The following is a 15517-nucleotide window of genomic DNA, read 5'->3' as shown; positions in this document are numbered from 1 at the left end:
GCTCCGTCACTTCACACTGCGGCCAGAATGCGTGACCACGATCACGGCGTCCCAGAGGGGTTGCCATTGAATGGCACGGACCTTAATCGAGCTCGTCGGAGCCGAGCGCGATGCGGGACCCGAGGCCGCGGGAGACGGCCCGCGCGGCCGTCCGAACCGCCGGACCGAGTGCCCGCGGGTCGGCGCCCTCCTCCGGCACCAGCACCGACAGCGCCGCGATCATCTGCTCGTCGCCGTCGAAGATCGGCGCGGCGACCGTCACCAGCGGCCGCGGCGCCTGACGGTGCACGACGGCCAGCCCGTCCCGGCGCACCTGGGCCAGCGTCCGGCGCAGCGCCGCCGCCGACACCGGAATCCGCTCCGGCTCGTGCACCAGCGGCCGGGCCAGCACCTCGTCCTGGAACTCCGCGGGCGCGTGCGCCAGCAGCACCAGCCCGACGCCGGTGGAGTGCAGCGGCAGGCGTCCCCCGACGTAGTACAGCACCGGCATCGCGCGGTGCGTCGACAGCCGCTCGACCAGCACCGCCTCGTCACCCTCGCGGACCGCGAGCAGGATGTGCTGCCGGGTCACCTCGGAGAGGTCGCGCATGTAGGGCAGCGCCACCTGGCGCAGCCCGCGGGCCCGGGGCGCGAGCGCCGCGACCTCCCAGAGCCGGAGCCCGACCACGAACCGCCCGTCCGCCCCGCGCTCCAGCGCACCCCACTCCACCAGCCGGGACGCCAGCCGCAGCGCGGAGCTCGGCGGGATCGCGCTCCGTCTGCTGAGCTCGGCGAGGCTCAGCGCCGGGTGGCGCACGTCGAACGCGGCGAGCAGCGCGAGCGCCCGGTCGACGACCGGGTCGCCCTGCGGTGGACGCCGGCCGCGTGCTCGGGGCGGGTCGGTGTTTTCCATTGACCGGCATTGTGCGCCGTGACCACGGTGCCGTGCGAGACTGCCGCGGTGAGTGCCGGGTTGCAGCGAGGATTGGCGCTCCTGGTAGCCGCCGCGTATTTCATGGAGATTCTCGACGGCACGGTGATCGCCCCAGCCGCACCGGCCATCGCCGCCGAGTTCGGCGTCGCGCCGGTCGACGTCAACGTCGCGATCACCGCGTACGCGCTCACGCTCGCGGTCCTGATCCCGGTCAGCGGGTGGCTGGCGTCCCGCTTCGGCGTCCGGCGGGTCTTCCTCACCGCGCTGCTGGTCTTCACGGTGGCGTCGGCCGGCTGCGCCGCCGCGCCCAACCTGCCGGTGCTGACCGGCACCCGCGTGCTGCAGGGCATCGGTGGTGCGCTGATGGTCCCGGTCGGCAGGCTCGCGATTCTCCGGACGACGTCCAAGACTGACCTCGTGCGGGCCATCGCGTACCTGACGTGGCCGGCGCTGCTGGCACCGGTCGTCGCGCCGCTGGTGGGCGGGGTGCTCGCCGAGCACGCGTCGTGGCGGTGGATCTTCCTGATCAACCTGCCGCTCGGTGTCGTCGCGCTGATCGTCGCCCGTCGTCTCGTACCGGACCTGCGGGAGCCCGCGCCGGGGCCGCTCGACCGGGTCGGGTTCCTGCTCATCGCCGCCGGGGTGGCCGCGGTCATCGTGGCCGCCGAGGGCCTGCGCACCGGGTTCGGCGTCGGTGTCGCGGTGGCGCTCGCCGTCGCCGTCCTCGGGATCGCCGCGGCGATCCGTCACCTTCTCCGGACGCCGGACCCGCTGGTGGATCTGCGCCTGCTCCGGGTACGGACGTTCCGGGTGACGGTGCTCAGCGGATCGGCGTACCGGGCGGTGATCACCGCGATCCCGTTCCTCCTGCCGCTGTTCTTCCAGGTGGGGTTCGGCTGGTCGGCGACGCAGGCCGGGTTCGCGATGATGGCGCTGTTCGCGGGCAACGTCGGCATCAAACCGGCCACCACCCCGCTGATGCGCCGGTTCGGCATCCGGACCGTGATGCTGGCGTCGATCGTGGTCGGCGCCGCGTGCCTGGTCGGGATGGCGCTGCTCGCCGACGACCTGCCGCTGGTGGCCGTGCTGGCGCTGCTCGCGCTCAGCGGTGTCGCGCGATCGACCGGCTTCACCGCGTACAACAGCGTCGCGTTCGCCGACGTCGACCCGGCGGACATGAACCATGCGAGCACGCTCCAGTCGACGCTGCAGGAGCTCGGGGTCGGCCTCGGGGTGGCGGCCGGTGCGCTGCTCGTCCGGTTCGGCGACGCGGTGGGCGTCGTCTCCGGGGCGGCCGGGCCGTTCCGGGTGGCGTTCGTCCTGCTCGCGGTTCTGCTGGTGATCCCGGCGATCGAGGGCGCGCGGCTCCCGCGGACGGCGGGCGACACGGTCACCGGGAGGGCCTGACGAGGCTTGTGTCCGGCGGTCCCGGATGCCATGGTTCTGGAACACGTTCTAGTTCCGGAGGTGTGCATGAGGCACGGCGTCGTGTTGTTCGCCAGTGACCGCGGCATCCGGCCCGCCGACGCGGCCCGCGCGGCCGAGGAGGCCGGCTTCGACACGTTCTACGTGCCCGAACACACGCACATCCCGGTCCGGCGGGACGCGCCCCACCCCGGCACCGGCGGTGCGGCGCTCCCCGACGACCGCTACTCGAGGACGCTCGACCCCTGGGTGGCGCTCGCGACGGCCTCGCAGGCCACGACCAGGATCCGGCTGGCGACCGCGGTGGCGCTGCCGGTGGAGTCCGACCCGATCACGCTGGCCAAGACGATCGCGACGCTCGACCACCTCTCGAACGGCCGGGTGACGCTCGGCGCCGGGTTCGGCTGGAACACCGACGAACTCGCCGACCACCGCGTCGACGCGCCCCGGCGCCGCACGGTCCTCCGCGAGTACGTCGAGGCGATGCGCGCGCTCTGGACCCAGGAGGTCGCCGAGTACCAGGGCGACCACGTCGCGTTCGGGCCGTCCTGGGCGTACCCGAAGCCGGTGCAGCCGCACGTCCCGCTGGTGATCGGCGCGGGTGGCGGGCCGAAGACGTTCGCGTGGATCGCGCGCACCGCCGACGGCTGGATGACGACCCCGACCGAGACCGGGCTGCACGAGAAGGCCGACGCGCTCCGCGCGGCCTGGGCCGCCGCCGGGCGGGAAGGCGCACCGCAGCTCCACGTGCTCGCCACCACGCGTCCGAGCCCCGAGTTGCTCGCGTCCTGGGCCGAAGCCGGGGTCACCGACGCGATCTGGGGGTTACCCGATCGGTCGCCGGACGAGGTCGTCGCCTCGCTCCGGCGCCAAGCCGAGCGTCTGGGCCTGGCGGCCACGCGCCCCTGACGCTCAGCGCATCTCGCCCGCGCCGACGTACGGGTGCGGGCTCCGCAGCAGCGCGCCCTCGGAGAACCGGGAGAGCCGGAAGTCGCTCCGCGGCCACCGGCTCGCCCCGCCGGTGACCAGATCCGCGACCAGCTCGCCGACCGACGGGGAGATCTTGAACCCGTGGCCGCTGAAGCCCGCCGCGACGATCAGGCCGTCGATCGGCGTCGCGGAGATCACCGGGTTGAAGTCCGGCGTGACGTCGTAGCAGCCCGCATAGGTGCTGGTCACCGTCGCGTCACCCCATCCGGGGAACCGGTGGCTGAGCTTCTGCGCGCAGCCGTCGAGGAAGTCCTCGGTCGCGCGGTCGAGGTACGCGTCGGGGTCGGCCGGCTCGAGCGTCGCCAGGTCGCTGTTGCCGAACAGCACCCCGCCCACGCCTTCGGCGCGGACGTACTGCAGCGAGACCAGATCCGAGAAAACCGGTACGTCGCCGAGCGGCTGCCCCGGGTCGATCACCACGATCGCTTCGCGGTGGACGACGATCGGCAGCTCGACGCCGTGCGCGGCGAGCAGCGGCACGGACCACGGTCCCGCGGCCACCACGACGGTCCCGGCGCTGATCGTCTCCCCGTCGGCCAGGCGCACGCCGGTGACCCGTCCGGCGTCCACCAGGACGTCGTGGACCGGGGTCGCCTGCCGGATCCGGACGCCGGCGGCCCGGGCCGCGGCCGCGAACGCCTGCGCGGTGCGGTAGGCGTCGCCGTAGCCGCCCCGGGGCTCCCAGGCGAACGCGGCGAAGTCGTCGAGGTAGGCGCCGGGCCAGAGCCGCGCGACGTCGTCGCGGCCGATCTCCTCGGTGCGGACACCGACCGCGCGCTGGTCGGCCAGGCTCGCGCGGAGCGCGGCGACGTTCGGTGCGCCGACCCCCACCACGTACCCGGTCTGCCGGAAGCCGACGTCGGCGCCGAGGACGTCGGCGGCGTTCTCGAACACGTCCAGCGCGGCATCGGCCATCGCGGCGAGCGACGTGACGCCGTAGTGGCAGCGCACGATGCCGCTGGACTTCCCGGTGCCGCCGGAGCCGACCGTGTGCCGCTCGCACACCACGACGTCGGTGATGCCGCGGCTGCTCAGGGCCCAGGCCGCGGCGACACCCTCGAGCCCGCCACCGACGATCACCACCTCCGCCACGGCATCCTCCATGGTGTCTCTGAATATGAAACTTAGTCTCCTACTGAGAAACAGGATAGGGCGCCGGTGTTACGTCCCCGTGTCGCACCCTCGACCTCAGGGTTAGAGATCCAGCGTGAGGCCGTCCGAATCGCACCGGGAGATGCAGCTGAGCATCGCGTCCCCGGCCGCACGTTCGTCGTCGGTGAGGTACTCGTCGCGGTGCAGCGGCACCCCGGCGAGGACCGGCACCCGGCACTCCCCGCAGAGGCCCTGCCGGCAGAGGTTCGGCACGTCGACGCCGGCCGCGCGCAGCGCGTCGAGCAGGCTGGTGCCGGACGGCACCGCGACGTCCCGCCCGGAGCGGGCGAGTCGCGCGACGAATGGACGCCCCGGCGGTGGTTCGACCGCGGCGAACCGCTCCCGGTGCAGGCGCTGCGGTACCCAGCCCGCGCGGGCGGCGTCGCCGAGCACCCGGTCGGTGAGCGGTTCCGGCCCGCAGACGTAGAGGTGGGTACCCAGCGGCTGAGTGGTCAGCGCGGCGGCCAGCGCGGCCCGGAACGCCACCCGGTCGGTGGTCCGGCCGAAGCGGGGGCCCAGCCGGGAGGCCAGCTCGTCGACGAACGCGCCTGCCCCGGGCCGGTGCGCGTAGAGGAGTTCGACCTCGCGCCCCCATCGCGCGGCGTCGCGGACGTGGGCGAGCAACGGCGTGATCCCGATGCCCCCGGCGATCAGCAGGTGCTTGCGCGCGGTCGTCACCGGCGCGAACGCACTGCGGGGCCGGGACGCCGCCACACGGTCACCCGGGCGCAAGCCGTGCAGATACCGCGAGCCGCCCCGGCCGTCCGGGCGCCGCAGCACCGCGATCGTGTACCGGAGCGGGTCGCGACCGACGTTGGTGAGCGAATAGGCGTTCCGCGCACCACCGCACTCCAGAACCAGGTGGCTGCCCGCCGGATGCGCCGGGAGCGCGCCGCCGTCCGCCGCGGCGAGCTCCAGCTCGCGGATGCCGTCGGCGACCTCGGTGCTCCGCCGGACGACGAGGTCCAGCACGGTCACCGCGCGGTGCCCAGGTACGCGGCCCGGTGCCGCGAGACGTGCGCGTGCACGACCAGGTCCCGGCCGCATCCGGCGCACACGACGTCGTCCGCGGCCTCGGTCGTCGTCTCGCAGTGCGCGCACCAGACCCGGCGAAGCCGGTCGTCGGTGACGAGCACCGTCACCTCCGCGTCCACGGCCCCACCGGCCAGCGCGACCGCCCGGGCCCGCAGCACGTCGGCCTGCGGACCGGCGAGCATCAGCCGCCACCCCACGGTCGCGGCGCCGACCTGGTCGGCGAGGTCGCTCAGGACGGTCTCGGTGGCGCGCTCCCCCGACCAGGCCCGGACCGGCCGCCCGAGGACCGCGAGCCGTTCCCGCCAGCGGGCGGCCACCCGCTCGGCGTCGGCGCCGAACGCCAGCACCGCGTACGCGCGGCCGGTCTCGTCCACGCCCGGGTCGGTCCTCGGCCAGCGCGGAACGCTGCTGTGCGCCACGGACCCAGCATCCCAGACCGCCGGGCGTCCCGGTCAGGAGGACGTGAGCAGGCGCAGGAACCGGCGACGGCCGACCTTCGCCTCCGCCTCCTCGGTCGCGACGAGCGCGTCGGCCACGGCTTCGACGGCCGCTGCGGGTGGCTCGGACATCAGGCATTCGATCCGGGCGGTGAGCTCTCGCGGGCTGAACGGCTTCGCGAGGAAGTCGTTGACGCCGGAGTTGAAGCTCTCGCCGATGAACTGCGGCTGGCTGTGCGAGGTCACCATGATGACCGGCACCTCGGCGGTGGCCGGATCGACGCGCAGCAACCGGACGACGTCCAGGCCGGAGAGCCCGGGCATCTGCATGTCGAGCACGACGACGTCCGGGACCCCCTGGCGGACCGCCACCAGGGCAGCAGCCCCGTCCTCGGTCGCGGTCACCGTGTGGCCGGCACGCGCCAGCTTCTCGGTGATCATCCCGCGGATATCCGGGTCGTCCTCGGCGATCACGATCGCACCCACGTGTGCACCTCCGCAGCCTGCTCGTCCCTCTGCCGGACACATCGGCAGATCCGCGCCGCGCGCGAGGGGTGTACCGGGTGCGCTCCGGTTGCAGCAGGCCTTTCCGCATCACCGCACCCGCACTGCTCCCCAGCCACAGCCCCCGGCGCACCCGCACCGCCGATAACTGGATCCGGGGGCACCGGCACCGGCCGGCGACGTGGACGAAAGCGGGGGTCATGCGCGGAACGAGGTGGACGTGGACCGTGGGCCGACTCCTCGCGTTCGGCTACGTCCTCGCGATGCTGGCCTGCGCGGTCCTCGGCGGCAGCGCGTACGCGCGCCTCGACACGATCAACCGGGACCAGGCCTCGGTCGAGGACACCACCCGCGTGGTCGGCCGCATCACCGCGGTCTGGAACCACCTGCAGGCCGCCGAGCGTGGCCAGCGCGGTTACGTCCTCACCGGTAGGCAGCAGTACCTGGAGCCGTACCGCCAGGCGCTCCGCGACATCGACTCCACGTTGGCCGACCTCGACACGCGCACCCGCGACGACGCCGAACACCAGCGGGTGCTGACCGCGCTCCGTCCGGTTCTGGCGGTCAAGCTCGCCGAGATGGCCGAGACCGTTCGGCTGCGCGAGACCCAGGGATTCGCCGCCGCGCAGGAGCTCGTGCTGACCGACCGCGGCGCCGAGGACATGGTCCGGATCCAGACGCTGCTCGCCGGCATGGAGAAGCGTGCCCGCGCGCTGCTCGCCACGTACCGGGCCGAGCAGGAGGCCGAGGTGGCCGCCACCCAGCGGCTGCTGGTCGCCGGGACCGCGTCCGCCGCCCTGCTGATCGGCGCCGGCGCCTGGTGGATCACCCGGTCGGTCACCAGCCCGGTCCGGCGGATCACGCGCGCCACCGAGCAGATCACTGCGGGCAACCTCGACCAGCGCGTCGAGCCGACCGGACCGGTCGAGCTCCGTCGTGCGGCCGAGGCCATCAACGCGTCGGTCGACGCGATCTCCGCGGCCCGGGACGAGGCGATCGCGGCCACCGCCGCGAAGTCGGCGTTCCTCGCGACGATGAGCCACGAGATCCGGACACCGATGAACGCGGTGATCGGGATGACCGGCCTGCTGCTGGACACCGACCTGCGTGGTCCGCAGCGGCAGTTGGCCGAGACCGTCCGGGACAGCGGTGAGGCGCTGCTCGCGATCATCAACGACATCCTCGACTTCTCCAAGATCGAGTCCGGCGAGCTGGAGCTCGAGGACACCCTCTTCGACCTGCAGGAATGCCTCGACAGTGCGTTGAGCCTCGTCGCGCTCCCGGCGCAGGCCAAGGGGCTGGAGCTGGTCGGCCGGCTCGACCCGGCCTGCCCGACGTTCCTGCGCGGCGACGTCACGCGCCTGCGTCAGGTCGTGGTCAACCTGCTGAGCAACGCGGTGAAGTTCACCGAGCGCGGCGAGATCGTCGTGGAGGTGACCGGCCGCCGCGTGGCCGCCGCATCGACCGACCCCGACGGGACCGGACCCGTCGAGCTGCGGATCGCCGTCCGGGACACCGGCATCGGCATCCCCGCCGACCGCATCGACCGGCTGTTCCGCGAGTTCAGCCAGGTCGACGCGTCCACCACCCGCGTCTACGGTGGCACCGGGCTGGGCCTCGCGATCAGCCGCCGCCTGGCGCGTGCGCTCGGCGGCGACCTGCGCGTGTCCAGCGCGGTCGGCGTCGGCACCACGTTCACGCTGACCGTGCGGATGACCGCGTGCACCGACCGCCGGGCCGCCGCAGGCGTCCCGGTCCCCGGCCTGGCCGACCGGTCGGTGCTGATCGTCGATGCGAGCCCGACCAGCAGGCAGGTCCTGGCGGCACAGCTGACCTCCTGGGGGCTGCGCTGCACCGAGGCGGAGTCGGCGGACGCCGCGCTCACCGCCCTCGCCGACCGCCCGTACGACGCCGCGCTGGTCGACCTGCGCCTGCCCGGGACCGACGGGGTCACGCTGGCCCGGCGGATCCGGGAGCTGCCGTCCGGCCGTGAGCTGCCGCTCACGCTGCTGACCGGCGCGATCGGCCACCCGGAGGCCTCCCGGACCGGTCTGTTCCGCGCGATGCTCGCCAAGCCGCTGCGTCCCTCGGTGGTCAGGGCCACACTCGACCAGCTGTTCGACGAGTCCGGCGCCGGTGGTGCCGGCCGCGGACGACGGGCCACCGACGCCGCACCGGCACCGCTGGCCGCGCGCCGCCTGCGGGTGCTGCTGGCCGAGGACAACCCGATCAACCAGCAGGTCGCCCAGCTCATCGTGGAAAAGCTCGGGCACCGCATCGACACGGTCGGCAACGGCCAGGAGGCCGTCGAAGCGCTCGCCCGCACGCACTACGACGCGGTGCTGATGGACATCCAGATGCCGGTGCTGGACGGCCTGGAGGCGACCCGCCGCATCCGGGCCGCGCTGCCCGCCGAACGGCAGCCGCACATCATCGCGATGACCGCGAGCGTGCTGGTCGAGGACCAGGCCGCGTGCCGCGCGGCGGGCATGGACTCCTACCTGCCGAAGCCGGTCCGCGCCGCGGACCTGGCGGCAGCGCTCGCCGCGGTGAGCACGCACGGCACGGGCACCACCACTCCCCCGACTCCGACCTACGCCCAGACCCCGACCGACGAGGACATCGTGGACGACGACTCGATCGACCGGCAGAACCTCGCCGACATGCGGGCCCGCGCCGACGACCTGCTCGAGCCGGACGCCGACGACGCCGAGCGCGCGATGGTCGCGCGGCTGTTCGCGTCGTTCGTCCAGCGGCTGCCCGGCGCGCTCGCGGCGGTCGAGGCGTGCTACGCGGCCGGGGACGACGCGGAGCTCACCGCGGCCGCGCACAGCCTCAAGGGGATGGCGTCGAACATCGGCGCGCTCCGGCTCTCCCGGGTCGGTGCCGCGGTGGAGGACGGCGCCCGCGCGGACGCGCCACCGCCGGCCGACACCGTGCTGCCCCGGCTGCACCACGAGGCCGAGCGCGCCGCCCGGCTGGCCGACCGTCTCGCGGCGGAGTTCGCGCCCGCGCCGTCCGCGGCGGCGTGATGCTCTCCCGTCTCCGCGCCGTTCCGCCGTGGGTGGTGTTCCTCGGCTTCGGTGTGGCCGCGATCGTCGCGTACCGGCTCGCGCCGCTGCTCGGGGTGTCCGAGCTCGCGCGCAACGTCCTCTACTGGACGCTCGACGCGTCGGCCGTCGTCGTCCTGTTGCTCGGCGTCCGCCTGTACCGGCCGAACACCCGGTGGCCGTGGTGGCTGCTCGCGATCGGCCAGCTGTCCGCGCTCTTCGCGGACATCACGTTCTACGGCGCGAGCCTGATCGACGTCACGCTGCCGTACCCGAGCGTGGCCGACCTGCTCTACCTGCTCCAGTACCCGCTGGCCGGTGCGGCGCTGTTCCTGCTGATCCGGCGCCGGACGCCGGGCTGGGACCTGCCGTCGCTGATCGACGCGAGCATCGTCGCCGTCGCCGCGGGCCTGCTGTCCTGGGTGTACCTGATCAGCCCCGGCGCGAGCGGCGGCGGCCTGTCCACGGCGGGTGTGCTCGCGACCGCCGCGTACCCGGTCGGCGACCTGGTGCTGCTCTCGGTCGGCGCCCGCCTGATGCTCGGCGCCGGCAGCCGCCCGCCCGCGTTCGGTTTCCTCGCCGCCGGATTCGCGCTGGTCCTCGTGCCGGACACCCTCTACACCTGGCAGATCTTCGCCGGAACCTACACCGAGGGCGGCTGGCTGGAGACGCTGTGGATGGGGTCGTGGATCCTGCTCGGTGCCGCCGGTCTGCACCCGTCGATGCGTGAGCTGAGCGAGAAGTCCGCGGTCGCGGCACCGGACGCCGGATTCGGACGGATGCTGCTGCTGGCCTCGGCCTCGTTGCTGGCGCCGGCGACGCTGCTGGTCCAGTACCTGCGGCAGGCGCCGCTGCACGTCCCGCTGGTGGCCGTCGTCTGCGCGGTGTTGTTCCTGCTCGTCCTCGCCCGGATGGGTCAGCTGGTCGCCGCGCAGCGGCGGGTGGCGATCACCGACGGCCTGACCGGCCTGCGGACCCGGCGGTACTTCGAGGAGGCGCTGAGCGCGCTGGCGGAGCGGGCGATGAGCGGCCCCGGGCTCGCGGTGCTGCTCCTCGACGTCGACCGCTTCAAGTCCGTGAACGACACGTACGGGCACCACGGTGGTGACCGGGTGCTCTGCGAGATCTCGCGCCGGCTGACCGAGGCCGTGCGCCCCGGTGACCTGGTCGCCCGGTACGGCGGCGAGGAGTTCGCCGTCCTGCTGCCGAGCGTCACGCCCCGGGAGGCGCGCCTGGTCGCCGACCGGGTGCACCAGGCGATCCGCCGGACGCCGATCGCGGTCAACTCGACCACTGGCGCCACGGTCACCGCTTCGGTCGGCGTCGCGACGCTGCCGGTCGACGCGCCCGACCCGGAGTCGCTGATGATGCTCGCCGACCAGCTGCTCTACACCGCGAAGGAGGGCGGGCGGGACCGGGTGGCCGTCGGTGCGTCGCTGGCCGCGGTACCCGCCACCGAGCCGGAGCCCGAACTCGTCAGACGAGCATCATGACCGCGGCGACCAGCCCGCCGAGCACGATCAGCACCCGCAGCAGCGTCGCGGGCAGCCGACGGCCGATCAGCGCGCCGACGTAACCGCCCGCCCCCGAGCCGACCGCGAGCAGGCCCGCCGCGGCCCAGTCCACCTCGGCGAGGACCACGAACACCGCGGCCGCCACGACGTTCCCGGCGGCGACCGAGAGCGTCTTCAGCGCGTTGACCACCCGCAGCTCGAGGTCCGCGCCGAAGCCCAGCACGGCCATCATCATCACACCGGAGCCGCCGCCGAAGTACCCGCCGTAGACGCCGACCAGCGTGCAGAACGTCGTCGTCAGGCCGGACAGCCGGACTCGCGCGGCCGGTTCCCGGCCGCGGCGCAGGACCCGCGTGATGATCGGCTGCAGGCCGACGAGCAGGCAGGTGACGAGGATCAGGTACGGCACGACCGCGGCGAACACACCGGACGGCAGGCTCAGCAGCAGGACGACGCCCAGCACCGCCCCGCCCGCGCAGGTGGCCAGCACGACCGCGGTGACGACCGGCTGTTCCCGCAGCTCCCGCCGGTAACCGAACGAGCCGCTCAGCCCGGCCGGCGTCAACCCGATCGTGTTCGAGACGTTCGCGACGACCGGCGGAAGCCCGACCGCCAGCAGCACCGGAAAGCTCAGCAGCGAGGCGAAGCCGACCGTCGAGATCAGAATCCCGGAGCCGATCCCCGCGGCGAACACGGCCACGTACTCGGCCGTCGAGCTCATGCGCCCATCCTAGGTTCGGGGTTTATCACCCGCGCGCCACGGCCACCTGAGTGAAATGGGATCGGAGTGGGTGGCCATTCTGGCCCTGGTGGCGCTGTTCGTCGCCGGGACCGTCCTCCCGATCAACATGGGCGCGCTCGCCTACGTGGCGGCGTGGCTGGTCGGCATGTACTCGCTCGGCCTGGACGAGAAGGAGATCCTCGCCGGGGTCAGCGGTGACCTGATCCTCACGCTGATCGGCGTCACCTACCTGTTCGCGGTCGCGCGGAACAACGGCACGGTCGACCTGATCGTGCAGTCGGCGGTCCGGGTGGTCGGTGGCCGGGTCGCGCTGATCCCGTGGGTGATGTTCGGGGTGACCGCGGTGCTGACCGCGATCGGCGCGGCGAGCCCGGCAGCCTGCGCGATCATCGGGCCGATCGCGCTCGGCTTCGCCGGCCGCTACGGGATCAACCCGCTGATGATGGGGATGTTCGTCGTTCACGGTGCGCAGGGCGGGGGTTTCTCGCCGATCAGCATTTACGGGACGATCACCAACTCGGTGATGGAGGAGGCGAACCTCCCCAACGGCGAGATCACGGTGTTCCTGGCCAGCCTGGCCGTGAACACCGTGATGGCGGCGATCCTGTTCGCGCTGTTCGGCCGCGGACTGCTCCGCCGCACGGTCTCCACGGCCACCGGCGACGTGGCCGCCGAGACGGACGTGACGGCGGACGTGGCCGCGACCGTGCGGAGTACGGCCGCCGGGCGGACCCGCAGCCGTCTCGCGAGGGAAGCGGGCGGCACCGGCGAGACGCCCGCGAGTGGCACCGCTTCCGACGAGCCGGGCACACGCCGCGAGCAGATCCTCACGCTCCTCGCGTTCGTCGCGGTCGCCGTCGTCGCGCTCGTCTTCGACAAGAACATCGGCTTCGTCGCGATCACCGCGGCGGTCGCGCTGGTGATGCTCTCCCCGTCCCGCCACCGCGACGCGGTCCGCCAGATCGCCTGGCCGACCGTGCTGCTGGTCGCCGGCGTCAGCACGTACGCCACGATCCTCACCGAGGCCGGCTCGCCGGAATTCGTCGGCAACTGGGCCGCCGGGCTCGGCGCGGCCGCACGGGCGCGCTCGTCCTCTGTTACGTCGGCGGCGTGGTGTCGGCGTTCGCGTCGTCCACCGCGCTGCTGCCGGTGATCATCCCCATCGGCGTGCCGCTCGTCGTCGACGGCGGCGTCGACGCGGCGTTCTTCGTCGCCGCGCTCGCGATCGCGTCCACGATCGTCGACGTCAGCCCGTTCTCCACTAACGGGGCGCTGATCCTCGCCAACCATCCGGAGTCGATTCCGGAGGCCGCGTTCTACAAGCAGATCCTCACGTACAGCATCGTCGTCGTGCTCGTCGGCCCACTGCTGGTCTGGGCCGCACTCGTCCTGCCCGGCTGGTAGGGCACTGGTCGGGGGGTCCGATGACGCGACGGTGGGACGCGGTGACCCGGAGGACGGCGGCGTGGGCCGGTGCCGCCGCCGCGTTCACGGTGGTCAGTGGCGTCGCGGTGAACCAAGTGCTGGAGGACGGCCGGATCCGCTGGCCGTGGCTGGCCGCAGCGGTGGCGGTGACCGCGATCGGCGGCATTCTGGCGTCGCTGGTGCGGGGGCCCGCCGCCGCCGACCCGCCCGGAGCCGACGCACCCGCCCTGGACGCGCTGGCCGACACCGTGCGCGCGGTCTGGAAGCCGGAGGAGCGTCATCGCCGGCTCCTCCACCCGCACCCGCTGCCCACCGCGTGGACCACGATCGGGCCACCGGTCGCCGACCACTGGGCCAACATCCGGGCCGACGGGATCGACCGGCCGCTGGCGCTGGACGGCGTCGTGGATCCCCGCCGTCCCGACTCCCTCCAGGAGGTCGTCGCCGACCCTCGGCTCCGCGGCCGCGTGGTGATCCTCGGCGAACCGGGCGCGGGCAAGACCGCGCTGCTGCTCCGGCTGACCCTCGCGCTGCTCGAGACCCGCGCGGACGACGCCGAGCTGCCCGTTCCGGTCCTGCTGCGGCTGTCCACGTGGGACCCCGACACCCGCACGCTGGAGCAGTGGATCACCGGCCGGCTCCTCACCGACTACGGTCATCGCCGCCCGCTCCCGCTGGAGCGGTTACTGCCGCTCCTCGACGGCCTGGACGAGATGCCGGCTCCCCGGCGCTGCCGCGCGCTGCTGGCGCTCACCCACGCGTTCACGCCGGGCGCGCCGCTCGTCCTGACCAGCCGCACCAGCGAGTACCTCGACACGCTCGCCGATCTGACCGGCCGGGTCCTGCCCGCCACCGCCGTCCTCGAACTCACGCCGCTGCCCCACGAGGCGGTCCGCGACTTCCTCACGCTCAGCACGACCGCCGAGCGCCCGGGAGGTTGGGCGAACGTCCTGGCTCGCGACGCGGAGGAGCACCGTGGCCGGCTCGCGTCCGCACTGGCGGAGCCGCTGTGGGTCGACCTCGCGCGGACCACCCACGACGATCCGGACCGGGCCGGCCACGACTCCACCGACCTGCTCGGCCTGCCCGACGCGGCCGCCGTCCACGCCCACCTGCTCGACCGCCTCATCCCCGCGGCGTACCCCGACCCGCCCGAGCCCGCGCCGGACGGGCGCATCTGGCGTTGCCACGACGCACAGCGCTGGCTGGGTGAGCTCGCAACCGACATGAGCGAGCGCGGTACGCAGGATCTCGCCTGGTGGGAGCTCACCCGGTCGCTCTCCCGTCCGGTCCGGACGCTGGTCGGGCTCGCGCTGTGGCTCGTGATCGGCCTGCCGACGTGGTTCGTCACCCTTCCGCTCGAACGGCCGTCCGCCTTCCCGTCCTGGCTCGCGGCCGGGCTCTCCGCCGGGTTCGGGATGGGTCCCGTCGTGGGGTTGTTCGTCGGGCTCGGCTCGGAACCGGTCGGGTCCCGGCGGCGCTCCCGCGACCGGCCGCTCCATCGCGCTCTCGCCGTCAGTCTCGCGTTCGGCCTCACGTTCGGCCTCGCGTTCGCGCTGGTGCCGATGATCGGTGTACCGCTACTGCTCTGGGTCGCGCTCTGGCTGGCCGTGGGCCTCGGGGGCGTGTTCGGCGGTGGGCTCGGCTCGTTACCGCTGCCGTCCCGGCGCCGGATCCGGTGGCGCCGCACCGGCCGCCCGCTCGTCCGGCGGCTCGCCGAGTGGTTCGCGTTCGGGAGCACGTTCACGGTGGCGTTCGTGGCAGCGGGCGTCCTCTGGGCCGGGCTCACCGACAGTCTGCCGGTCGCCGACTGGCTGGCGGCCGGCTACGAAGCCGGGCTGTTCGGTTTCGCGTTCGGCATGGTGTTCGGGTTCGTGGGCGAGTTCACGACGTTCTTCCAGGAGGGTGACGCCGACGTCCCGGCGGCGACCGACCCGGTCGGGCTACTGCGGGACGACCGCCGTCGGGTGCTCGTGGTCGGGCTCACGTCCGGCCTCGTGTTCGGCCTGGCATCCGGGAACCCGATCGCGCCGCCCGCCGAGCTCCCGGAGGCACTCCGCTCGTATCTCGGCTCCGCCGTGTCCCACGGCGTCGGATTCGGTCTCGCGGCCGGGCTCACGTACGGGCTCATCGGCAGCGCGTGGGGACAGCTGCAGGTGGCGCGTCTCTGGTGGTGCGCCCGAGGCCGGTTGCCGTGGCGGGTGATGAGCTTCCTCCGCGACGCCCACCGCCGCGGAGTGCTGCGACAGGCCGGCGGGGTCTGGCAGTTCCGGCACGCCCTGCTCCGCGATCGCATAGCCGCGACCCGACGGGGTAGCCCGCGCTGAGCC

Annotated in this window: 11 protein-coding genes and 1 pseudogene; 6 read left to right on the top strand and 6 right to left on the bottom strand. The window is 73.6% G+C overall.

The window, feature by feature from the left end; genetic code table 11:
- Positions 1–82: 82 nt before the first annotated feature.
- Positions 83–892 (bottom strand): IclR family transcriptional regulator, encoded by an 810-nt coding sequence (locus BUB75_RS23845; protein ID WP_073260012.1) that lies wholly within the window; start codon positions 890–892, stop codon positions 83–85.
- A 72-nt stretch (positions 893–964) separates the two neighbouring features.
- Here BUB75_RS23845 and BUB75_RS23840 point away from each other — a divergent pair, with 72 nt between their 5' ends.
- Together BUB75_RS23840 and BUB75_RS23835 are read left to right on the top strand one after the other, a co-directional pair.
- Complete coding sequence (locus tag BUB75_RS23840) at positions 965–2320, top strand: MFS transporter (protein WP_073260011.1); 1356 nt, start codon at positions 965–967, stop codon at positions 2318–2320.
- A 66-nt stretch (positions 2321–2386) separates the two neighbouring features.
- The gene (locus BUB75_RS23835; protein ID WP_073260010.1) at positions 2387–3247 is read left to right on the top strand and encodes a TIGR03619 family F420-dependent LLM class oxidoreductase; all 861 of its coding nucleotides are present in this window, start codon (positions 2387–2389) and stop codon (positions 3245–3247) included.
- Positions 3248–3250: 3 nt separating this feature from the next.
- Here the strand turns inward: BUB75_RS23835 and BUB75_RS23830 are convergent, their stop codons facing one another.
- From BUB75_RS23830 to BUB75_RS23815, 4 genes are all read right to left on the bottom strand, one after another.
- On the bottom strand, positions 3251–4432 hold the full coding sequence (locus BUB75_RS23830) for an FAD-dependent oxidoreductase (protein ID WP_073260009.1): 1182 nt from the start codon (positions 4430–4432) through the stop codon (positions 3251–3253).
- A 90-nt stretch (positions 4433–4522) separates the two neighbouring features.
- Complete coding sequence (locus BUB75_RS23825; RefSeq protein ID WP_073260008.1) at positions 4523–5458, bottom strand: PDR/VanB family oxidoreductase; 936 nt, start codon at positions 5456–5458, stop codon at positions 4523–4525.
- Entirely contained in the window at positions 5455–5934 is a 480-nt protein-coding gene (locus BUB75_RS23820) for a dimethylamine monooxygenase subunit DmmA family protein (RefSeq protein WP_073260007.1), read from the bottom strand. Before BUB75_RS23820 ends, BUB75_RS23825 begins: the two co-directional genes overlap by 4 nt.
- A 33-nt stretch (positions 5935–5967) precedes the next feature.
- Positions 5968–6438 carry a response regulator gene (locus BUB75_RS23815; protein ID WP_073260006.1) on the bottom strand — a complete coding sequence of 157 codons (471 nt, stop codon included), beginning with the start codon at positions 6436–6438 and terminating at the stop codon, positions 5968–5970.
- Positions 6439–6683: 245 nt separating this feature from the next.
- Between BUB75_RS23815 and BUB75_RS23810 the strand changes: the two genes are divergently transcribed.
- Entirely contained in the window at positions 6684–9488 is a 2805-nt protein-coding gene (locus BUB75_RS23810; RefSeq protein ID WP_073260005.1) for a response regulator, read from the top strand.
- A complete protein-coding gene (locus BUB75_RS23805) occupies positions 9488–10999 on the top strand; it encodes a GGDEF domain-containing protein (protein ID WP_084741631.1) in 1512 nt (503 codons plus the stop codon). The genes BUB75_RS23810 and BUB75_RS23805 overlap by 1 nt, the downstream gene beginning before the upstream one ends.
- Here the strand turns inward: BUB75_RS23805 and BUB75_RS23800 are convergent.
- The gene (locus BUB75_RS23800) at positions 10983–11741 is read right to left on the bottom strand and encodes a sulfite exporter TauE/SafE family protein (protein WP_073260004.1); all 759 of its coding nucleotides are present in this window, start codon (positions 11739–11741) and stop codon (positions 10983–10985) included. The genes BUB75_RS23805 and BUB75_RS23800 overlap by 17 nt on opposite strands.
- A 55-nt stretch (positions 11742–11796) precedes the next feature.
- Here BUB75_RS23800 and BUB75_RS23795 point away from each other — a divergent pair.
- Positions 11797–13166: pseudogene (locus BUB75_RS23795) on the top strand (SLC13 family permease).
- Between the two features lie 41 nt (positions 13167–13207).
- Positions 13208–15514, top strand: coding sequence for an NACHT domain-containing protein (locus tag BUB75_RS23790; RefSeq protein WP_178379962.1), 2307 nt, complete (start codon positions 13208–13210; stop codon positions 15512–15514).
- The last annotated feature ends 3 nt before the right edge of the window (positions 15515–15517 follow it).

Source organism: Cryptosporangium aurantiacum (genome assembly GCF_900143005.1).
Lineage (GTDB): Bacteria > Actinomycetota > Actinomycetes > Mycobacteriales > Cryptosporangiaceae > Cryptosporangium > Cryptosporangium aurantiacum.
Note: the sequence above shows the minus strand (reverse complement) of the source record. Positions and strands in the feature narration are given on the sequence as shown.

Bases quoted from the DNA above. Each gene is read 5' to 3' on its own strand.
- BUB75_RS23845 (WP_073260012.1), bottom strand. From the start codon at position 892: ATGGAAAACACCGACCCGCCCCGAGCACGCGGCCGGCGTCCACCGCAG.
- BUB75_RS23830 (WP_073260009.1), bottom strand. From the start codon at position 4,432: ATGGAGGATGCCGTGGCGGAGGTGGTGATCGTCGGTGGCGGGCTCGAG.
- BUB75_RS23835 (WP_073260010.1), top strand. From the start codon at position 2,387: ATGAGGCACGGCGTCGTGTTGTTCGCCAGTGACCGCGGCATCCGGCCC.
- BUB75_RS23805 (WP_084741631.1), top strand. From the start codon at position 9,488: ATGCTCTCCCGTCTCCGCGCCGTTCCGCCGTGGGTGGTGTTCCTCGGC.
- BUB75_RS23800 (WP_073260004.1), bottom strand. From the start codon at position 11,741: ATGAGCTCGACGGCCGAGTACGTGGCCGTGTTCGCCGCGGGGATCGGC.